At 41.7% G+C, this 21,119-nt stretch carries 19 protein-coding genes; all 19 read left to right on the top strand.

Going from position 1 to position 21,119, the window contains the following annotated elements:
• The first annotated feature begins 21 nt into the window (after window positions 1–21).
• The 19 genes from truB (at window position 22) to bcbE (ending at window position 20,933) form a co-directional block, all read left to right on the top strand.
• The gene (gene truB, locus EBQ12_RS01150; protein ID WP_046343552.1) at window positions 22–951 is read left to right on the top strand and encodes a tRNA pseudouridine(55) synthase TruB; all 930 of its coding nucleotides are present in this window, start codon (window positions 22–24) and stop codon (window positions 949–951) included.
• Window positions 952–969: 18 nt separating this feature from the next.
• Complete coding sequence (gene ribF / locus EBQ12_RS01145; protein WP_125588861.1) at window positions 970–1,920, top strand: bifunctional riboflavin kinase/FAD synthetase; 951 nt, start codon at window positions 970–972, stop codon at window positions 1,918–1,920.
• Window positions 1,921–2,075: 155 nt separating this feature from the next.
• A complete protein-coding gene (gene rpsO, locus EBQ12_RS01140) occupies window positions 2,076–2,345 on the top strand; it encodes a 30S ribosomal protein S15 (RefSeq protein WP_008354438.1) in 270 nt (89 codons plus the stop codon).
• Between the two features lie 183 nt (window positions 2,346–2,528).
• Window positions 2,529–4,646 (top strand): polyribonucleotide nucleotidyltransferase, encoded by a 2,118-nt coding sequence (gene pnp / locus EBQ12_RS01135; protein WP_007499522.1) that lies wholly within the window; start codon window positions 2,529–2,531, stop codon window positions 4,644–4,646.
• Window positions 4,647–4,831: 185 nt separating this feature from the next.
• Window positions 4,832–5,725 carry a polysaccharide deacetylase family protein gene (locus tag EBQ12_RS01130; protein WP_223255630.1) on the top strand — a complete coding sequence of 298 codons (894 nt, stop codon included), beginning with the start codon at window positions 4,832–4,834 and terminating at the stop codon, window positions 5,723–5,725.
• A 33-nt stretch (window positions 5,726–5,758) separates the two neighbouring features.
• Window positions 5,759–6,988, top strand: a complete 1,230-nt coding sequence (locus EBQ12_RS01125) for a M16 family metallopeptidase (RefSeq protein ID WP_007499520.1) — start codon at window positions 5,759–5,761, stop codon at window positions 6,986–6,988.
• A 73-nt stretch (window positions 6,989–7,061) separates the two neighbouring features.
• On the top strand, window positions 7,062–7,988 hold the full coding sequence (locus EBQ12_RS01120) for an aminoglycoside phosphotransferase family protein (protein ID WP_125588857.1): 927 nt from the start codon (window positions 7,062–7,064) through the stop codon (window positions 7,986–7,988).
• Window positions 7,989–8,050: 62 nt separating this feature from the next.
• Window positions 8,051–8,323 carry a YlmC/YmxH family sporulation protein gene (locus tag EBQ12_RS01115; RefSeq protein WP_008344726.1) on the top strand — a complete coding sequence of 91 codons (273 nt, stop codon included), beginning with the start codon at window positions 8,051–8,053 and terminating at the stop codon, window positions 8,321–8,323.
• 123 nt (window positions 8,324–8,446) lie between these two features.
• Window positions 8,447–9,349, top strand: coding sequence for a dipicolinic acid synthetase subunit A (gene dpaA, locus EBQ12_RS01110; protein ID WP_007499517.1), 903 nt, complete (start codon window positions 8,447–8,449; stop codon window positions 9,347–9,349).
• Window positions 9,346–9,939 carry a dipicolinate synthase subunit B gene (dpaB, locus tag EBQ12_RS01105; RefSeq protein ID WP_008344723.1) on the top strand — a complete coding sequence of 198 codons (594 nt, stop codon included), beginning with the start codon at window positions 9,346–9,348 and terminating at the stop codon, window positions 9,937–9,939. Before dpaA ends, dpaB begins: the two co-directional genes overlap by 4 nt.
• Window positions 9,940–10,078: 139 nt before the next feature.
• Complete coding sequence (asd, locus tag EBQ12_RS01100; RefSeq protein WP_041090413.1) at window positions 10,079–11,098, top strand: aspartate-semialdehyde dehydrogenase; 1,020 nt, start codon at window positions 10,079–10,081, stop codon at window positions 11,096–11,098.
• A 92-nt stretch (window positions 11,099–11,190) separates the two neighbouring features.
• On the top strand, window positions 11,191–12,405 hold the full coding sequence (gene dapG / locus EBQ12_RS01095) for an aspartate kinase (protein ID WP_019744173.1): 1,215 nt from the start codon (window positions 11,191–11,193) through the stop codon (window positions 12,403–12,405).
• Between the two features lie 30 nt (window positions 12,406–12,435).
• A complete protein-coding gene (dapA, locus tag EBQ12_RS01090) occupies window positions 12,436–13,302 on the top strand; it encodes a 4-hydroxy-tetrahydrodipicolinate synthase (RefSeq protein ID WP_019744174.1) in 867 nt (288 codons plus the stop codon).
• Window positions 13,303–13,473: 171 nt separating this feature from the next.
• Complete coding sequence (gene rnjB / locus EBQ12_RS01085) at window positions 13,474–15,141, top strand: ribonuclease J2 (protein WP_008344715.1); 1,668 nt, start codon at window positions 13,474–13,476, stop codon at window positions 15,139–15,141.
• A gap of 121 nt (window positions 15,142–15,262) precedes the next feature.
• On the top strand, window positions 15,263–15,991 hold the full coding sequence (locus tag EBQ12_RS01080; protein ID WP_008344713.1) for a ClpP family protease: 729 nt from the start codon (window positions 15,263–15,265) through the stop codon (window positions 15,989–15,991).
• Window positions 15,988–16,224 (top strand): YlzJ-like family protein, encoded by a 237-nt coding sequence (locus tag EBQ12_RS01075; RefSeq protein ID WP_008344712.1) that lies wholly within the window; start codon window positions 15,988–15,990, stop codon window positions 16,222–16,224. Before EBQ12_RS01080 ends, EBQ12_RS01075 begins: the two co-directional genes overlap by 4 nt.
• A gap of 110 nt (window positions 16,225–16,334) precedes the next feature.
• Window positions 16,335–18,710, top strand: coding sequence for an FtsK/SpoIIIE family DNA translocase (locus EBQ12_RS01070; protein WP_125588855.1), 2,376 nt, complete (start codon window positions 16,335–16,337; stop codon window positions 18,708–18,710).
• Between the two features lie 164 nt (window positions 18,711–18,874).
• A complete protein-coding gene (locus EBQ12_RS01065) occupies window positions 18,875–19,600 on the top strand; it encodes a GntR family transcriptional regulator (protein WP_008344706.1) in 726 nt (241 codons plus the stop codon).
• A gap of 103 nt (window positions 19,601–19,703) precedes the next feature.
• Window positions 19,704–20,933, top strand: a complete 1,230-nt coding sequence (gene bcbE / locus EBQ12_RS01060) for a bacillibactin exporter BcbE (protein WP_234915753.1) — start codon at window positions 19,704–19,706, stop codon at window positions 20,931–20,933.
• Window positions 20,934–21,119: the final 186 nt, after the last annotated feature.

The raw sequence follows: 21,119 nt of genomic DNA, 5'->3' as shown, positions 1-21,119 counted from the left end.
TTATGAAAGGAGAGAACGCAGGTGCAAAACGGTGTTCTTTTATTACATAAAGAAAGAGGCATGACCTCTCACGACTGTGTGTTTAAAGTGAGAAAGATTTTACACACAAAAAAAGTGGGACATACAGGGACACTCGATCCAGAGGTTTCAGGTGTTCTGCCTATTTGTATTGGACGAGCGACAAAAATTGTGGAGTACTTAACAGATAAATCGAAAACGTATGATGCGGAAATCACCATTGGATTTTCTACAACGACAGAAGACCAAACAGGTGAAGTAGTAGAAGAAAAAAAGGTGCCGGTACCGATGTCAGAAGATGACATTGATGCTGCGTTGAAACAATTTGAAGGAACCATTGAACAGATCCCTCCGATGTTTTCTGCTGTAAAAATTGGCGGAAAAAAGCTCTATGAATATGCGAGGCAAGGCATTGAAATTGAACGTCCAAGCCGTGAAATTACCATTCATCGCATCAAGCGGACAACACCTGTCACATTTGAAAATGGTAAAGTATCATTTAGATTCACCGTACTGTGTTCAAAAGGCACATATGTGAGAACGTTAGCCGTCGATATCGGAAAAAAACTTGGGTTTCCAGCCCACATGTCTCACCTCATTCGCATAGGATCTGGTGACTTTACGTTAGATGAATGTATCACTCTTGATGAATTGCGGGAGATCAGCGAGAAAGGAACGGTTGAGGAACATCTTGTGCCGATCGAGCGTGCGCTCAATCATTTGCCGAAATGGGAGATAAATGATACATTAGCAAGTAAAGTGGAAAACGGTGCAGTCCTACCTATGCCTGATGAATTTGCTCATTTTGCAGAGGAAGATCGTGTCGCTGTCTTTGCTCCTTCAGGCCGTTGTATGGCGATTTATATGAAGCACCCGACCAAACAGAACCTGATGAAGCCGGCGAAGATTTTATCACAGGACAAGCAATCTTAAAGAAAAGGTGACCATCTCGTGAAGACTATACATATTTCACACCCACATACATTGAATCAAAAGGATCAAGTCCCGTCTGTGATGGCTTTAGGGTATTTTGACGGTGTTCACCTCGGACACCAAAAAGTGATTGATGCAGCGAAAAACATTGCGGAAAAAGAGGGTTTAGCTCTAGCTGTCATGACTTTTCATCCGCATCCATCACATGTTCTGCAAAAAGCACGTGAACCAAAAGACTTAATCACACCGCTTGAGGATAAGATTGATTTTATCGAACAATTAGGTGCTGACTACTTATACATTGTGCAATTCAGCGAAAGCTTTGCAGCACTGTCTCCTCAAGAGTTTGTCGATCAATATTTGGACGAACTGAATGTGAAGCATGCAGTCGCTGGGTTCGATTTTACATTCGGCCGGTTTGGCGCAGGCACAATGGAAACGTTTGATGAATACGGGAAAGGGCGGATTGCTGCGACCATTGTACCTAAGCTTTCCAACCAAGACCGGAAAGTCAGCTCAACCCTGATACGTTCCGCATTGAAAAATGGAGACGTTGAATATGTGAGTGAGCTTTTAGGGAAACCGTATCAGCTGCGCGGCATTGTGATTCATGGAGATAAACGAGGACGCACGATTGGCTTTCCAACCGCCAATGTTGGTTTGTCTGCTGAATACATCATCCCGCCAACAGGCGTATATGCAGTGAGAGCGGAAGTGAAAGGCAAGGTGTATGACGGTGTTTGTAACGTTGGCTACAAACCAACATTTTATGAAAAACGTCCTGATCAGCCTGCGATTGAAGTGAACCTTTTTGATTTTAACGAAGAAATTTATGGTGAACCGATTAAATTACAGTGGTACAAACGGATTCGCAGTGAACAAAAATTTAACGGTATCCAAGAATTAACGGCTCAAATTAGTCAAGATAAAGAAGAAGCGATTCAGTTTTTTCAAAATCATCTTCATTAAACAAAAAAATCGCAGAAAAACCGCTCTATCATTTGCAAAATCGGCATATTTTTAGTATGATAATTCCTGTAGCTTTAAAACCACTTACTTGGCAGGCCGACTTCACCGACGGTTGCGAGGTAGATGGGGCTAACATGATTTGGAGGTGAAACAGGATGGCTATTACTCAAGAGCGTAAAACTCAATTAATTAATGAGTTCAAAACACACGAATCTGATACTGGATCTCCAGAAGTTCAGATCGCTGTCCTAACAGAATCAATTAACAACTTGAACGAGCATTTACGTACTCATAAGAAAGATCACCACTCACGTCGCGGTCTTTTGAAAATGGTAGGTAGACGTCGTAATCTTCTTACGTATCTACGTAATAAAGACGTAACTCGTTACCGTGAGTTAATTAACAAACTAGGCTTACGTCGATAATCGTAAAAAGCGGGAGGATTCCCGCTTTTTTATCGTATAATCACTAATATTTTATGGTTAAAATGTTGAAAGAATGGCAAAAACCCTTCTACATACAGCTTTCACATTGATATGTGAAAATCATTTTGTTCATAATAAGAAATAACCTAAAAACTTTACGACAAGAGAGGAGTTTATCTCAGAATGGGACAAGAGAAACAAGTCTTCACCATAGACTGGGCTGGACGTCAACTGACAGTTGAAACTGGTCAGCTTGCAAAGCAAGCAAACGGAGCGGTTCTCGTACGCTACGGAGATACGGCTGTGCTTAGCTCAGCAACAGCTTCTAAAGAACCAAAACCACTTGATTTTTTCCCGCTCACTGTAAACTACGAAGAAAGATTATATGCAGTTGGTAAAATTCCTGGTGGTTTCATTAAAAGAGAAGGCCGCCCAAGTGAAAAAGCAATCCTTGCGAGCCGCTTAATTGACAGACCGATCCGTCCACTATTTGCAGACGGATTTAGAAATGAAGTACAAGTCATTAGTATTGTCATGAGTGTGGATCAAGATTGTTCATCTGAAATGGCTGCAATGTTTGGCTCATCTTTAGCTTTATGTGTGTCTGACATTCCATTTGAGGGACCAATCGCTGGCGTGACAGTAGGACGAGTAGATGGAAAGCTCATCATCAACCCAAATGTTGAGCAGCTTGAACAAAGCGATATCAACCTTGTTGTAGCTGGAACAAAAGATGCAATCAACATGGTAGAGGCTGGTGCTGATGAAGTACCAGAAGAAACAATGCTTGAAGCCATCATGTACGGCCATCAAGAGATCAAACGCTTAATCGAATTCCAAGAAGAAATTGTAAAAGCTGTCGGTAAAGAAAAAATCGATATTCCTTTATATGAAGTCGATCAAGCATTAGCAGAGGAAGTAAAACAACTTGCTGAAGCGGATCTACTGAAAGCGATTCAAGTACATGAGAAGCATGCTCGTGAAGATGCTATCAGTGCTGTGAAAAAAGCTGTCGTTCAAAAATTTGAAGAAGAAGAGCGTGACGAAGCAACGATTAAACAAGCGAAGGATGTCTTAAACAAGCTTGTGAAAAACGAAGTTCGCCGCCTTATTACTGAAGAGAAGGTACGTCCAGATGGACGCGGCGTTGATCAAATCCGTCCACTTTCTTCAGAAGTAGGACTTCTTCCAAGAACGCACGGTTCAGGATTGTTTACAAGAGGCCAAACACAGGCACTCAGTATTTGTACATTAGGTGCACTTGGTGATGTACAGATTCTTGATGGTCTTGGTGTTGAAGAGTCTAAGCGATTCATGCACCATTATAACTTCCCGCAATTCAGTGTTGGTGAGACCGGCCCAATGCGTGGTCCAGGCCGTCGTGAGATTGGACATGGTGCGCTAGGCGAACGTGCATTAGAGCCAGTCATTCCATCTGAAAAAGATTTCCCTTATACGGTTCGCCTTGTGTCTGAGGTGTTAGAATCAAACGGTTCTACTTCACAAGCAAGTATTTGTGCGAGCACACTTGCGATGATGGATGCAGGTGTTCCAATTAAAGCACCAGTTGCAGGGATTGCAATGGGACTTGTTAAATCTGGTGAATACTACACCGTGCTGACAGACATTCAAGGAATGGAAGATGCACTTGGAGACATGGACTTTAAAGTAGCAGGTACATCTAAAGGTGTAACAGCGCTTCAAATGGACATTAAAATCGATGGTCTATCAAAAGACATTTTAGAAGAAGCACTTCAACAAGCGAAAAAAGGAAGAATGGAAATTTTAGATAGCATGCTGTCAACTATTCCAGCTTCTAGAGGAGAATTGTCACGTTATGCACCAAAAATCTTAACGATGACAATCAATCCAGATAAAATTCGCGATGTCATTGGACCAAGCGGTAAACAAATCAATAAAATCATTGAAGATACCGGTGTGAAAATTGATATTGAACAAGACGGTACAATCTTTATCTCTTCTACTGAAGAAGACATGAACCAAAAAGCGAAGAAAATCATTGAAGATCTTGTCAGAGAAGTTGAAGTTGGCCAACTTTACTTAGGTAAAGTAAAACGAATTGAAAAATTCGGTGCCTTCCTTGAAATCTTCAGCGGCAAAGATGGACTTGTTCATATTTCTGAGCTTGCACTTGAACGTGTTGGCAAAGTAGAAGATGTCGTGAAGATTGGTGACGAACTACTCGTCAAAGTCACTGAGATCGATAAACAAGGCCGTGTAAACCTTTCCCGTAAAGCTGTTTTACGTGAAGAAAAGGAAAAAGAAGAAAAGCAGTCTTAATGAGAACAAATAAAATGTGTTAGAAGCCAGGTATCCGTGCCAGGCTTCTTTCTTTTCTTGCGCGTAACAATAGTTCTAGCTTGTTTCTCCCCATCATAATTTGTGGTAAAGGGGAGGGACAACCATTGAACAAAACGATACCATTCTTTGTGTTTGTATTTTTACTGCTCGTGTCATATCAAACGATGAAGCAGCCGGCTGCTGTTACATATATGAATTCAATGAAAGAGCACGCCGAGGTAGCATCTGTTTCAAAAGATATTCTGTATCAAGAGATCGAATCGAAGTCTTCTGACTATGAAGAGAAGCCGCAAAATGCTAAGATTGATAAAGTGTGGAAAAAGATGCCTGGTTTAAATGGACAGACAGTCGATATCGATGCTTCTTACGAAAAAATGAAAAAACAGGGCTCTTTCGATGAAAAGCTGCTTGTTTTTAAAGAAACAAAACCATCTGTCCATTTGCATGAACTTGGTGCTGAACCTATCTATAAGGGACATCCAGACAAAAAGATGAATGCATTCCTGATCAATGTAGCTTGGGGCGACGAGCATTTAACAAAGATGTTGAATACACTAGAAAAGCATCAAGTGAAGGCAACCTTTTTCTTAGAAGGCAAATGGGTGAAAAACAGTCCAGACCTTGCTAAAAAAATCGTGGCAGATGGTCATGAAATTGGAAATCATTCATACAATCACCCGGATATGCGCACACTGACAAGAGAACGAGCATTAGAGCAGATGATTAAAACAAATCGCCAAATTGAAGAATCCCTTGGGAAAAAACCAATATGGTTTGCGCCTCCAAGTGGCAGCTTTAAAGAAGAAACAGTAAAGCTTGCGAAACAAGAAGGAATGGAAACCATTATGTGGACAGTAGACACGATCGACTGGCAAAAACCATCACCAGCTGTATTACAAAAACGAGTGCTTGGGAAAATTCACAATGGGGCGATGATATTAATGCATCCAACAGACGCAACAGCGAGAAGTCTTGACGCACTTATCACTCAAATCAAAGAAAGAGGATATGAACTAGGAACGGTTTCTGACCTCCTAAGTGAAAAAAGACACCCGTGATGCGATCTGTTTGTTGAATAGGAGGAGCAAAACTTGGTCAAAACGTATACATGCCAAAACGGAGTAAGAATTGTACTTGAAAACAATCCCACTGTAAGGTCTGTCGCAATTGGCGTCTGGATTGGAACAGGTTCTAGACATGAGACACCAGAAGTAAATGGGATCTCACACTTTTTAGAGCATATGTTCTTTAAAGGAACAAAGACGAGATCTGCACGTGATATCGCAGAATCCTTTGACCGCATTGGTGGTCAAGTGAATGCCTTTACGTCAAAAGAATATACTTGCTATTATGCAAAGGTACTTGATTCACATGCTGGGTATGCCCTCGATGTGTTGAGTGACATGTTTTTCAACTCTGCTTTTGACGAAGAAGAGCTGAAGAAAGAAAAAAATGTGGTCTATGAAGAAATTAAAATGTATGAAGATACTCCTGATGACATCGTTCATGATTTGTTAAGCAAAGCCATTTACGGTGATCATTCATTAGGTTATCCGATTTTAGGGACAGAGGAAACACTCTCTACTTTTAACGGTGATTCCCTTCGAAAATATATGGACGAATTCTATACGCCGGATCGCGTCGTCATCTCTGTTGCAGGGAACGTCGATGACACCTTCATTCGTGAGGTCGAAACATTATTTGGCTCGTATGAAGGAAAGGGAAAAAAGCAGCCTGTCGAAGCCCCGCAATTCCACTATGACAAACTGACACGCAAAAAGGAAACAGAACAGGCGCACCTTTGCATGGGCTTTAACGGACTTCCTGCTGGAGATCAGGGCATCTATGACTTAATCGTCTTAAATAATGTTCTAGGCGGTAGCATGAGCAGCCGGTTGTTCCAAGACGTAAGAGAAGATAAAGGACTTGCGTATTCTGTATTCAGCTATCATAGTTCATTTGCAGATAATGGAATGCTGACGATCTATGGTGGAACTGGAGCGAAGCAGCTGAACCTGCTATCTGAAACCATCTTACAAACATTAGACGTCTTAAAACGTGAGGGAATTACGCAGAAAGAACTTGAAAACTCTAAGGAGCAAATGAAAGGCAACCTCATGCTCAGTCTTGAAAGCACAAACAGCAAGATGAGCCGAAATGGTAAAAATGAATTACTCCTTGGTAAACATCGTACGCTTGATGAAATTATTGATGAAATCAATCGCGTCTCATTAGACGGCGTGAACAATTTATCGAAAAGAATCTTTACAGAAGATTATGCGCTCTCGCTTATTAGTCCGACGGGTGATCAGCCATCATAATGTAAACAAAACGGCAGACTTCTCAAGAGGTCTGCCGTTTATTGTATATCAAGAAGAAAGGGGCTCTGCGTTTATGAAACATGAAAAACTGAAAAGGCTATCTCCGCTTCTTAAACAAGCCATCTCTTTCCAGCCGATGACATCTGGATTTTCGGGAGACCGTACCTTTTTGGTCACAACGCCTAGTGAAAAGCTAATACTCAAGCTATCAGACATTCAGAAATATGCCAGTTTGAAAAAGAAAACATCCATTCTGCAGAATTTAAAAAAACGGGGGGTTCTTTGTTCTGAAGTAATGGAGGTTGGAGTGAGTGCTGAACAAAACTGTACCTTTCGGATTTTTCCCTTTATTGAAGGAGAGAATGCTAGAGCATCCATTCGTCTGCTCACAGAAGAAGAGCAGTATAAAATCGGAAGACGGGCAGGCAGAGACTTGAGGATCATGCATACTTGTGATGCCCCTACCTATGTAGCGCCTTGGGATGATCGGGTATTAGCGAAACATGAACGGTATGTATATGCCTATCAATCAAGTGGAGTTGCCTTTTCCCATGATCAGTTCGTATTAGATTTTATTCAGTCACATGCTGATGCAGTAAAAGAGAGACCAAACCAGTTCCAGCACGATGATTTTCATGTAGGGAATATCATCATACAACGTCATCAATATGCGGGTGTGATCGACTTTGATCAATCCGACTGGGGTGATCCGATTCATGACTTTTATAAACTGTCTTTATTCAGTCGAGAAAACAGCATTCCATTTTCAGCCGGGCAATTGGATGCCTATTTAAGTACGCAGACAACACATGATTTTTGGCTTCTTTTTTCCATCTATACAGCCATGAGCTGTTTTTCTTCTATTGTTTGGACGTTATCCTATGACCCGGGGCATGTAAAAGACATGGTGAATCGAGTGGAAAGAATGCTGACAGACCATAAGCGTTTTACTCAACTGACGCCAGTTTGGTATACAGATTGGCTTGATTCGTGCGTGTAGAACGGGACGGTCTATTCACCCGCCCTGCTGCATATATGATATGGAAGGGGAGTGATGCGATTTTGAGGCTGAGTGAGCTGTCAGGAAAAGAGATCGTCGATATTAAAAGAGCGGAGCGGCTTGGCGTGCTTGGACAAACCGACCTTGAAATAAATGAACAGGACGGTCAAATTACAGCACTCATCATACCTTCCGTCAAATGGTTTGGCTTTCGAAAACAAGGAAATGACATCCGCGTTCCGTGGAATCACATTCAAAAAATAGGATCAGATATGATCATTCTCGATGTGCCTGAAGAACTTCAGCCGCATGGGGAAAAAGAGCACCCATCATAAAAGGGTGCTCTTTTTCTTTTCTCTCCCCGATTTGTTCACAGGCTGAATCCTCTCCTCATATGCTGAAAGGGAGATTCGGAAAATATTACAGACTTTTTTAAATAAAGAAGGTGAACGGTCAGTATGTTGAGCGGTTTAACGGTTGCGGTGATCGGGGGAGATGCTAGGCAGCTTGAAATCATTCGCAAGCTGTCACAGCAGCATGCCAAAGTGTTTTTGGTCGGATTTGATCAGCTGGATCATGGATTTATTGGTGCTGAAAAGCTGAAAATGTCAGAGCTTCCATTTGAACAAGTGGATAGTATGATCCTTCCGGTATCAGGTGCTACAGACGAAGGGGTCGTTGCCACCGTTTTTTCAAATGAGAAGGTCGTGCTAGAAGCTAAATATTTAGAAAGAACCCCTGCACATTGTACCTTGTACTCAGGTATTTCTAATATGTACTTAGACAATATGGCAAAGCAGGTGAACCGGAAGCTTGTGAAGCTGTTTGAGCGAGATGATATTGCCATATATAACTCTATTCCAACAGTTGAAGGGATTATCATGATGGCTATTCAGCAAACGGACTATACGATTCATGGGTCACACGTCGCTGTTCTCGGACTTGGTCGAACAGGGCTCACCATTGCCCGCACATTTCGGGCGCTAGGTGCGGAAGTGAAAGTTGGTGCTGCGGATACAGCCCATTTAGCGCGAGCCTTTGAGATGGGACTTGATCCATTTTCAATGGACCGTTTAAAAGATGAAGTAACGGATGTCGACATCATCATCAATACGATTCCAAGCTTAGTATTAGATTCATCTGTCATCGTCAGCATGACACCAAAGACACTTATTTTGGATATCGCCTCCCGCCCAGGTGGAACAGACTTTGACTTTGCACAAAAGCATGGAGTGAAGGCACTTCTTGCACCAGGACTTCCAGGGATTGTGGCACCAAAGACAGCCGGGCAGATCATTGCAAAAGTGCTTTCTGGGCTCTTATGTGAACTTGCGGAGGAAAAAAGGGGGATGAAATCATGACTACACTAAAAGGGAAAAGAATCGGCTTTGGTTTAACAGGTTCTCACTGCACGTACGAAGCCGTTTTTCCGCAAATCGAATCACTCGTGAAAGAAGGGGCAGAAGTGCGTCCTGTCGTGTCATATACGGTGCAAAATACGAATACGAGATTCGGAGAAGGAGCGGACTGGATTGAGCGGATTGAGAAGCTGACAGGATTTCAAGCGATTGACTCAATCGTCAAAGCAGAGCCACTCGGACCAAAACTTCCACTTGATTGTATGGTCATTGCACCTTTAACAGGCAATTCAATGGCGAAATTTGCAAATGCACTGACAGACAGTCCAGTCTTAATGGCTGCTAAGGCGACCATTCGTAATCACCGCCCTGTCGTTTTAGGCATTTCCACCAATGATGCATTAGGTTTAAATGGTACAAATCTCATGAGACTCATGTCGACAAAGAACATTTTCTTTATTCCATTCGGCCAAGATGATCCATTCAAAAAACCGACTTCCATGGTAGCGCATATGGATCTACTGACGAAAACGGTAGAAGAGGCGCTCGAGCATAGACAAATTCAGCCCATTTTAATTGGAGCAAACGAATAATAGATTCACTAGAAAATCATGAAAGATTCAAAAAAGGTACTTCAAGCCTTGCTTTTCTATGGTAAAATAAAATGTAAAAAGTCATAGGATGGCCATCCGAAAGAAAAGAATCATGGATGGGTCGGAAGGAGTTTTACTGATGGGAAGAGGATTGCATGTAGCTGTAGTTGGAGCGACTGGAGCTGTCGGTCAACAAATGTTAAAAACACTAGCTGACAGAGATTTTGAAATGGATACACTTACCCTACTATCCTCAAAACGTTCTGCTGGAACAAAAGTGACATTCAGAGGTCAAGAGTATACCGTTCAAGAAGCAACACCTGAAAGCTTTGAAGGGGTCAATATTGCACTATTCAGTGCGGGAGGAAATGTTTCCAAAGCGCTAGCTCCTGAAGCAGTCAAACGAGGTGCAATTGTTGTCGATAATACAAGTGCTTTTCGTATGGACGAAAATACCCCTCTTGTCGTACCAGAGGTAAACGAAAAAGATTTGCATGACCATCAAGGGATCATTGCAAACCCTAACTGTTCAACGATTCAAATGGTGGCGGCGCTAGAACCGCTTCGTCAAGCGTATGGCATGAAAAAAGTCATTGTGTCTACTTACCAAGCAGTATCAGGTGCAGGACATGAAGCCATTGACGAACTGTACAGCCAGTCGCAAGCCATTCTAAATAAAGAAGATGTGAAACCAGAAGTCATGCCTTATCAAATTGCCTTTAATGCGATTCCGCAAATTGATAAATTCCAAGATAATGGCTATACATTTGAAGAAATGAAAATGATCAATGAAACGAAAAAAATCATGCATTTGCCAGAGCTGGAAGTAGCAGCAACATGTGTGAGACTACCAATTGAAACGGGTCATTCAGAATCGGTTTACGTTGAACTTGAATCAAATGACGCAACGGTTGATGACATCAAGTCCATCCTAAAAGATGCACCAGGCATCACATTACAAGATGATCCGTCTCAGCAAATTTATCCAATGCCTGCAGATGCTGTTGGTAAAAACGACGTATTTGTCGGCCGCATTCGGAAGGATTTGGATCGTCCAAATGGCTTCCATATGTGGATTGTATCTGATAACCTGCTAAAAGGCGCTGCATGGAACTCCGTTCAAATTGCAGAAAGCTTACGAGCATTAAAATTAGTTTAACATTCAATGGATGATGAGGACGAATAGAAGAGAGTTAGGCATCTTTCGCCTACTCTCTTCTGTTACGTCAGAATGAACTTGGAGTGAAAACAGTGAAAATAATTGTCCAAAAATTTGGCGGTACATCTGTCAAAGATGATCAAGGGAGAAAAAGGGCACTTGCACATATCTTATCTGCAAAAGAGAAAGGCTATAAATCGGTCGTTGTCGTGTCTGCGATGGGACGAAAAGGCGATCCTTATGCGACAGATACGCTGCTTGGTCTGCTTTACGGCAATGCGCAGCATATGACAAACCGAGAAAAAGATTTACTCGTGTCTTGCGGAGAAAATATTTCAGCTGTTGTGTTTTCAAGTATGCTGAATGAAAACGGGCTAAAGGCTGTAGCGATGACTGGATCACAGGCAGGCTTTGTGACAGATAAAGAACATACAAATGCGAAAATTATTGACATGAAGTGTGAACGTCTTGAGGCGGCACTTTCAGAGCATGATGTGGTTGTCGTAGCTGGATTCCAAGGCGCTGCAAAAAATGGAGACGTGACAACAATCGGACGAGGCGGCAGTGATACGTCAGCTGCTGCGTTAGGCGCTGCATTGCAGGCAGATTTCATCGATATTTTTACAGATGTAGAAGGGGTCATGACAGCAGATCCCCGTATCGTAGAAAATGCAAAACCACTGAGAGTCGTGACATACACAGAAATTTGTAACCTCGCATACCAAGGGGCAAAAGTCATTCACCCGAGAGCTGTTGAAATTGCCATGCAAGCAAAAGTACCAATGAGGGTCCGTTCAACATACTCTGATGATGAGGGTACACTCGTGACATCACACTACTCAGATAAAATGAGTCATGATGTGTATGACCGCCTGATTACGGGGATTGCACATGTCAATGATGTCACACAAATCAAAGTCCCAGCTAAAGAGGGACAGTACAGCGTACAAACAGAAGTCTTTAAAGCAATGGCAAATGCCCAAATCAGTGTCGATTTCTTCAACATTACACCGAGCGAAATCGTCTATACGGTGACAGGTGCAATGACTGAAAAAGCAACGGCGATCCTAAAAGATCTGGGCTATACGCCGATTGTCACGACAAACTGTGCAAAGGTATCAGCTGTTGGAGCAGGCATTATGGGTGTACCAGGTGTCACATCTAAAATTGTATCTGCACTATCTGAGCAAAATATTCCGATCTTACAGTCCGCTGACAGTCATACGACGATTTGGGTGTTAGTGAACGAAGAAAACATGAGAGCGGCTGTCAATGCCCTTCATGAAGTGTTTGAACTTTCAAGATAAATGTGATTGAATCATGATGAGGTGAAAAAAATGAATTTCGGAAATATCGCAACAGCTATGATTACACCTTTTGATAAAAAGGGCAACATTGATTTCCAAAAGCTATCAATTCTCATTGATTACTTGTTAAAAAACGGCAGTGACTCTTTAGTCGTTGCAGGGACAACAGGCGAATCGCCAACTTTATCGACTGAAGAAAAAGTCGCTCTTTTTCAGCAATCGGTGAAATTAGCAAATGGTCGTTGTAAAATCATTGCAGGAACAGGCAGTAATAACACAAATGCGTCTATTAAACTAACGAAAAAAGCAGAAGAAGCGGGCGTTGATGCAGTGATGCTTGTCGTACCTTACTACAACAAGCCATCACAGGAAGGCATGTATGCACACTTTAAAGCAATTGCCGAGTCTACATCTCTTCCTGTCATGCTTTACAATGTACCAGGAAGAACGGTTGCTTCATTAGCACCAGAAACAACGATTAAGCTTGCGCAAATACCGAACATTGTCGCAATCAAAGAAGCAAGCGGTGATCTAGATGCCATGACAAAAATCATTGCAGAGACACCAGAAGATTTTGACGTTTACTCTGGTGACGACAGCCTAACGCTTCCTGCGGTTGCGATTGGTGCAAGAGGAGTTGTCTCTGTGGCTTCTCATATCGTAGGCCTTGATATGCAACAAATGTTAAAAAGCTACGCTTCAGGACAAACAGCGAATGCGGCATTGATTCATCAAAAGCTGGTGCCGATCATGAACCAGCTGTTCTCAGCGCCAAATCCAACGCCTGTCAAAACAGCTCTTCAGCTGAAAGGATTAGATGTCGGATCCGTTCGACTCCCGCTTTTACCTTTATCAGAAGAAGAAAGACTGAATTTAAGCAGCGTATTAAACAGCTGATCAAAACAAAAAAATTCGTAAGCGGTCATTCTCAGATGTCCCTGAGTATGACCGTTTTTTATACATAAACACTTTCTTAAAATGTGACTTCATCTTGTTTTCTAAAATTAGATTCAGTTATAATAGCATTAAGCGATGATGGACGGGCTTGAGACTAGGAGGATAAGAATTTTGAAAAAGAAAAATACAGAGAACGTAAGAATTATTGCACTGGGAGGCGTTGGAGAAATCGGGAAAAACTTATATGTCATTGAGATTGATTCCGACATATATGTTGTAGATGCAGGACTCATGCATCCAGAAAACGAAATGCTAGGCATTGACGTGGTCATTCCTGATATCTCTTATTTAACAGAACGAGCTGATCGGGTGAAAGCAATTTTTCTTACCCACGGACATGATGAAGCAATCGGAGGCGTATTCCATTGCTTAAGTAAATTGTCTGTACCAGTTTACGGCACGAAGCTGACCCTTGCGTTACTTCGAGAAAAGTTAAAGCAATACGGCTTCAATCAAAAAGCTGATTTGCGAGAGGTTCATGCAAAGTCAGTCATTACATTTGAAACAACAAAGGTATCATTCTTTAGAACGAATCACAGTATTCCTGATTCAGTCGGAATCAGCTTCAAAACATCTCTTGGTTCAATCGTATGCACAGGTGATTTTAAATTTGATCAAACCCCAGCGCTTAACCAAGCCTGTGACATCGGAGAGATTGCGAAAATTGGAAACAATGGCGTTTTAGCACTTCTTTCAGACAGTGCAAATGCTGAAAAACCAGGCTATACACCTTCTGAGGCGCTCGTCCAAGACGAAATCTCAAATGCGATGTACAATGCTGAAAACCGTGTGATTGTCGCTGTATCTTCATCAAATATTAACCGTGTACAGCAAATCATTAATGCCACAAACCAAAATGGCCGTAAGCTTGCAGTAGCAGGGAAAAATATGATGACAACGCTTCAGCTTGCGATCAAACTTGGTTATGTGACAGCAGACGAAGAATTATTTGTTCCAGTCCAAGAAGTGAAAAAAATGGCGAAAAACAGTGTGGTCATTCTCACAGCAGGAAGCCACGGTGAGCCTCTCGCTGCTTTAACAAAAATGGCGAAACAAAATCACAAACAGCTTCATATTGAAAAAGATGACACGGTTGTGATTGCGTCTACACCTCTTCCGGGACAAGAACTCACCTATTCAAAAACGGTGGATTTCCTTACAAGAAGCGGAGCACAAGTGATTTTTGCTCAAAAACGAGTGCATGTATCTGGACATGGCTGTCAAGAAGAGTTAAAGCTCATGCTGAACTTACTGAAGCCGAAGTATTTAATTCCTGTAAACGGCGAATATCGCATGCAAAAAGCACATTCTCGTATCGCTGAAGAAGTGGGAATGAAACGAAGCGACATTTTCTTAATTGATAAAGGCGATGTTGTAGAATTTAGAGGACAAAACGTAAAGATCGGTGAAAAAGTGCATCAAGGGAACATTTTGATCGACGGTCTTGGCGTTGGTGATATCGGGAATATTGTCTTACGTGATAGACGCCTATTGTCTCAAGATGGCATCTTAATTGTGGTCATTACGCTCGATAAACAAAAGAAACAATTAATTTCTGGACCTGAGATCATCACAAGAGGATTTGTTTATGTAAGAGAATCCGAAGAGCTGATTGTGAAAGCAACAGAAATGGTCAAAGGGATTGTGAAAGAGCAAACGGAAAACTCAATTGTTGAATGGTCAACACTGAAACAATCCATGCGCGATGTACTAAATCAATTCCTATATGAAAAAACAAAACGTAAGCCAATGATCATTCCAATTATTATGGAAGTGTGATGAGAAAAGCCCAAAGAGCACAAGCTCTTTGGGCTTTTTTGATGTGACATGATGAATGCGGATGGAATGTGACGATCTTGTTCATAATAGGAGGAGAGTTTTTAGGAAAGGATGGAGACAAATGGACGAACAGAATGAACAGCAGCCTGAGCGAAAACCAGAAGAAAAAGATAGCATTATGAGCAAAATACAACAGCTTGGTGAAACAGCCGTCCCGCAGTTGTCACAAGATACAAACATACATTGCCTGACTATTATTGGACAAATTGAAGGGCACATGCAGCTGCCGCCACAAAATAAAACAACCAAATACGAACATGTCATTCCACAAATCGTAGCAGTTGAACAAAACCCAAAAATTGAAGGGCTTCTGATCATTTTAAATACAGTGGGAGGCGATGTAGAAGCAGGACTAGCTATTGCAGAAATGCTCGCTTCTTTATCCAAACCGACTGTATCCATTGTGCTTGGCGGCGGTCACTCTATTGGGGTCCCAATCGCCGTATCGTGTGATTATTCATACATTGCCGAAACAGCAACGATGACCATTCACCCTGTACGCTTAACCGGTCTAGTCATCGGTGTTCCGCAAACCTTTGAATACTTAGATAAAATGCAGGAAAGAGTCATTAATTTTGTCACGAGTCACTCAAACATTACAGAAGAGAAATTTAAAGAGCTTATGTTCTCTAAAGGCAATCTAACAAGAGACATCGGGACAAATGTCGTTGGCCATGAGGCGGCTGAATACGGACTGATGCATGAAGTCGGAGGCGTTGGACAAGCGATTAAAAAGCTGAACGAGCTTATTGGCGAACGGGCTGCACAAAACGAGGGGCTGATCCAATGATTTTATATACACCTATGCCTTATGAAGCCATTTACGCTGAGGAACAAGGAGAGCGCAAACTCCAGCAGGTAAACATTCAGGGCGTGCCAGTGATGGTAGAAATGAAAGAAGATGAAGCGGAAATCGTTCAAGTGATGAGTACAAATCCAATGGACTTTTTGAATCAGGAGCTTGCACCAGGTAAGCGATTGAAGTTACATTTAGGCACCAATCAAACCGACTCATATGAATGATTCTATGCTATAATAAAGGGAAAACTTACAACAAGATGCAGCCAAAACCAGGCTGCTTTCTTTCTGATCTTTTCGTAGGTTATATTTTCTTTTGTAGTAAGGTGATGAGTATGGCGAAAAAGAGAAAACGTAAAACAAGAAAAAAACAAAATAAACAGCTAAAACTGAAATATGAACTAAATGGGTTAGTCTGTATTGCCATAGCGATCATTGCCATTTTACAGCTAGGTGTAGTAGGACAAACCTTTGTACATCTATTCCGATTCTTTGCAGGTGAATGGTTTATTCTCTGCCTTATCGGATTATTTCTTTTTGGTGTGACGATCTTTTGGAAAAAACAAATTCCTGATTTACTGACAAGAAGAAAAGCAGGTTTATACTGCATCATTGCGAGTATCTTGCTTTTGTCACATGTGAAGCTTTTTCAGCATCTTTCAACTGCAGGCGTGATAGGCTCTCAAAGTGTGATCAGAAATACGTTTGAGTTATTCTTAATGGATATGAAAGGTGAGACAGGCTCGCCCGATTTAGGAGGCGGTATGATCGGTGCTGTATTATTTGCGGCCGCCTATTTCTTGTTTGCACAAGCAGGGTCGCAAATCATGGCCATTGTGCTAATGCTGATCGGAATTGTGCTGATCACAAACCGGTCACTGCAAGAAATGGTCAAAAAAGTGACGCTGCCTGTATCACAATTTTTGGTGAAGCAGTGGAAAGCATTTATTGAAGATATGAAAGGCATAAGGCAGGCGAAAAAGAATGCACCTGCGCAGAAAACAAGTGAAAAGAAAAAACGTTCACGCTTGCAAGAAGAGACCGAAGAAGATCATGATCATATCTTGATCGAGGAAGAAGAGCAGGCTTCTGACAATCGTCAGCCGATTATCTCAAGTTTTGCTGATCGAGATGACATGCTCACACCGCCGGTTCAAAAAGATCAGCCGGTCAAAGAGCCAGATCCTCTTCAAGAAACTGTACAAGGCACTCCGTCTCATGATACAGGGGATGAACCGAAAGAAGCTCCGCCTATGACGTTTACGGAGCTTGAAAATAAGGATTATGAGCTGCCATCGCTTGATATTTTAGCTGAGCCGCAGCATTCAGGTCAGCAAACAGATAAGAAGAATATTTATGAAAATGCAAGAAAGCTTGAAAAGACCTTCCAAAGCTTTGGTGTAAAAGCAAAAGTGACACAAGTTCATTTAGGACCGGCCGTCACAAAATATGAAGTATACCCTGATGTCGGCGTGAAGGTAAGTAAGATCGTCAACTTGAGTGATGATTTAGCCCTTGCATTAGCAGCAAAAGACATTCGAATTGAAGCGCCGATTCCTGGTAAATCCGCCATCGGAATTGAAGTTCCCAACGCAGAAATTGCAATGGTTTCTTTAAAAGAGGTTTTAGAATCGAAACAAAATGACCGCCCAAATGCCAAGCTGCTCATCGGACTGGGCCGAAATATTTCTGGTGAAGCTGTGCTGGCTGAAATGAACAAAATGCCGCATTTACTTGTGGCTGGCTCGACAGGGAGCGGAAAAAGCGTATGTATCAATGGCATTATCACAAGTATTCTCATGAGAGCAAAACCTCATGAAGTGAAGATGATGATGATTGACCCGAAAATGGTTGAATTAAATGTTTATAATGGCATCCCGCATCTGTTGGCTCCAGTTGTGACTGATCCTAAGAAAGCCTCACAGGCACTTAAAAAAGTGGTTAGTGAAATGGAGCGCCGTTATGAATTGTTTTCTCATACGGGCACAAGAAATATTGAAGGGTACAATGATTACATTAAACGAATGAATCAATCAGAAGAGGCAAAGCAGCCAGAACTCCCTTATATTGTCGTCATTGTAGACGAGCTTGCTGATTTAATGATGGTTGCTTCCTCTGATGTAGAAGATTCCATTACAAGGCTTTCTCAAATGGCACGTGCTGCGGGGATTCATTTAATTATTGCTACACAAAGGCCTTCGGTTGATGTCATTACAGGTGTCATTAAAGCAAATATCCCTTCCCGCATTGCATTTAGCGTATCGTCACAAACCGATTCAAGGACCATTCTTGATATGGGAGGCGCAGAAAAATTGCTGGGCAGAGGGGATATGTTGTTCTTACCTGTCGGTGCGAACAAACCAGTTCGTGTACAAGGCGCCTTTTTATCAGATGAAGAAGTGGAACATGTCGTTGATCATGTCATCACGCAGCAAAAAGCACAATATCAAGAAGAAATGATCCCGAGTGAAGAAACGCAAGATCAGCTTGGGGCTGTGGACGACGACTTATATGATGAAGCAGTTGAACTGATCATTGGCATGCAGACGGCCTCTGTTTCTATGCTGCAAAGGAGGTTCCGCATCGGTTATACCCGTGCCGCACGTCTTATTGACGCAATGGAAGAGCGCGGGGTTGTCGGACCATATGAAGGCAGTAAACCGAGAGAAGTCCTCCTCTCAAAAGAACAACATGACGAGCTCTCTTCATAATTCGAAGAGAGCTTTCCCAACATTAAGTTAACGATATATTGATTATGTTAACTGGATGTCAGACTATTTATTTATTTGCAAAAACGTGATATAGTTATGTTCATCTTATCTCGGAATAGAGATTTCTCATCTTATCATTTGCATTGATTAGACGGAGGGAAAACATGTCGACCAAAACAGACAATCGCCATTTATATTTGAAAGTGATTGACCGTATTAAAGAAGATATTCAAACAGGTGTATATGCCGAAAAAGAAAAGCTGCCTTCTGAGTTTGAGCTCTCAAAGCTTTTAGGCGTGAGCAGAGCGACCCTTCGTGAAGCCCTTCGTATATTAGAAGAAGAGAAGTATTTAATTAGAAGGCATGGTGTGGGAACTTTCGTCAACTCAAGACCGCTTTTTTCTACTGGCATTGAACAGCTGACAAGTGTCACAAAAATGATTGAACAGGTCAATATGACGCCAGGTACCATCTTTTTGTCCTCACAAGAAGGGGAGCCGACAGAGAATGATGTCATTCGTTTTCAGTGTGATGAATCCGAGAAGGTTTTTTCAATGGAACGCGTTCGAACAGCAGATGGACAGCCAGTCGTCTATTGTTTAGATAAAATTCCGGTCAAACATCTTCCCGCTTCTTTTACTCATGAGGAAGAATCGCTTTTTGAGCTGTTTGGCAGAGAACCGCACAGCGGAATTAAATATGCAGTGGCAGACATCGAACCGATTGGTTATCACGATCAGGTTTCACCGATACTAGAATGTGACCCAGAAACAGCGTTACTCTTACTGAAACAAATGCACTATGATCAGGATGATCAGCCGGTCTTATACTCGCTCAATTATTTTCGAGCGGATAAATTCAGCTTCCATGTCATACGTAAACGATTTTAACAAAGCAGTCGCTTCCATAGGCGGTTGCTTTTTGTTTGCCCATACATAAAACCCGTGAAACATGCCACACTAATACGTAACAGCATATAGAATTGGGTGAATGATGTTGGGCGAGAAAACAGTCAGTAAAAAGAATATTATTGCATTATCATCAGTGCCTCTAATCATGACACTTGGGAACTCGATGCTAATACCCGTATTACCAGAGATCGAAAAGAAACTCTCAATCACTTCCTTTCAAGTGTCACTCATTATTACGGTATACTCCGTTGTGGCGATTTTGTGTATTCCGATTGCCGGTTATTTATCTGACCGAATTGGGCGAAAAAAGGTGCTTTTGCCGTGTCTTTTAATCGCAGGACTTGGAGGAGCTGTGGCAGCTGTTGCCTCAACCATCATGAAAGAACCCTACATGTGGATTTTATTTGGCAGGGTCCTTCAAGGAGTTGGCTCAGCTGGGGCAGCACCTGTCGTTATGCCGTTTATTGGCGACTTGTTTCATGATGATGAAGAGGTAAGTGCGGGACTTGGAGCCATTGAAACTTCTAATACAGCTGGAAAGGTACTAAGTCCTATTATTGGGGCACTTCTCGCTTCTTGGTTTTGGTTTGTACCGTTTTGGTTCATTCCATTCTTTTCAATCATCAGCTTTGTGATGGTACTGTTTATGGTTGAATCCGCAAAGAAAGAGGAAGATCCGCCTACATTTAAGGAGTTTTTAAAATCAACAAAGACGATTTTTAAGCATGAAGGGCGCTGGCTTTATGCCATTTTTGCTATTGGCGGTTTTATTATGTTTCTTCTTTTTGGCGTGCTCTTTTATTTATCAGATAATCTAGAGGCAGCGTATCAAATAACGGGTGTCAAAAAAGGCTTGCTGCTAAGCATCCCGCTTCTTTTCTTATCAATCAGCTCGTACATTGCAGGGAAAACAATCGGGAAAGAAAAGGGGAAAATGAGGATATTTCTCATCGTTGGTATGGCTCTTTTATCACTTTCGTATATATTTTTATGGTGGAATCACAGTTTTTACGTGTTGTTTATCTGCTTAAGTATTGGCGGCGTAGGGATCGGCATTGTTCTTCCAGCACTTGATGCGTTGATAACAGAAGGTATTGAAAAAGAGCAGTGCGGAACCATTACGTCATTTTATAGCAGCATGCGGTTTATCGGTGTTGCTTTAGGACCTCCAATTTACGCATTTCTGATGGATAAAGGAGACGCCATCGTTTTTATTCTATCGACCATATGTAGTCTCATTTCATTATTTTTGGTCATCTTTTTCATCCAGCCAGATGAAAAGGATGAAAGTGAACAATTGAAAACGGTTTAAACATAGAAAAAAGACGGTATTTTGCCATCTTTTTTCTTTTTTATAAATTGACATGTAAAATTTTGATAGTTAAACTAATGTATAGTAATATCTTTTAAATTATCCCAAATAGGAGGTGTTCAAAAACATTCATTTTCTGTCTTTGTTTAAGGCAGAAATTGAGCTCGTGGCTGATGATGGATATGC

The sequence above is a fragment of the Bacillus sp. 2B09 genome (assembly GCF_003946835.1).
GTDB classification, from domain to species: Bacteria; Bacillota; Bacilli; order Bacillales; family Bacillaceae; genus Bacillus; species Bacillus altitudinis.
The sequence above is the reverse complement of the archived record's forward strand: the minus strand, read 5'-3'. Positions and strand labels throughout refer to the sequence as shown.

What these genes read in the sequence shown, in the direction of transcription:
- EBQ12_RS01075 (WP_008344712.1), top strand. Translation starts at nt 15,988, where the DNA reads ATGATTTTATATACACCTATGCCTTATGAAGCCATTTACGCTGAGGAA.
- EBQ12_RS01070 (WP_125588855.1), top strand. Translation starts at nt 16,335, where the DNA reads ATGGCGAAAAAGAGAAAACGTAAAACAAGAAAAAAACAAAATAAACAG.
- asd (WP_041090413.1), top strand. Translation starts at nt 10,079, where the DNA reads ATGGGAAGAGGATTGCATGTAGCTGTAGTTGGAGCGACTGGAGCTGTC.
- bcbE (WP_234915753.1), top strand. Translation starts at nt 19,704, where the DNA reads ATGTTGGGCGAGAAAACAGTCAGTAAAAAGAATATTATTGCATTATCA.
- EBQ12_RS01080 (WP_008344713.1), top strand. Translation starts at nt 15,263, where the DNA reads ATGGACGAACAGAATGAACAGCAGCCTGAGCGAAAACCAGAAGAAAAA.
- EBQ12_RS01065 (WP_008344706.1), top strand. Translation starts at nt 18,875, where the DNA reads ATGTCGACCAAAACAGACAATCGCCATTTATATTTGAAAGTGATTGAC.
- dpaB (WP_008344723.1), top strand. Translation starts at nt 9,346, where the DNA reads ATGACTACACTAAAAGGGAAAAGAATCGGCTTTGGTTTAACAGGTTCT.
- rpsO (WP_008354438.1), top strand. Translation starts at nt 2,076, where the DNA reads ATGGCTATTACTCAAGAGCGTAAAACTCAATTAATTAATGAGTTCAAA.
- EBQ12_RS01130 (WP_223255630.1), top strand. Translation starts at nt 4,832, where the DNA reads ATGAAGCAGCCGGCTGCTGTTACATATATGAATTCAATGAAAGAGCAC.
- dpaA (WP_007499517.1), top strand. Translation starts at nt 8,447, where the DNA reads ATGTTGAGCGGTTTAACGGTTGCGGTGATCGGGGGAGATGCTAGGCAG.
- dapA (WP_019744174.1), top strand. Translation starts at nt 12,436, where the DNA reads ATGAATTTCGGAAATATCGCAACAGCTATGATTACACCTTTTGATAAA.
- pnp (WP_007499522.1), top strand. Translation starts at nt 2,529, where the DNA reads ATGGGACAAGAGAAACAAGTCTTCACCATAGACTGGGCTGGACGTCAA.
- EBQ12_RS01120 (WP_125588857.1), top strand. Translation starts at nt 7,062, where the DNA reads ATGAAACATGAAAAACTGAAAAGGCTATCTCCGCTTCTTAAACAAGCC.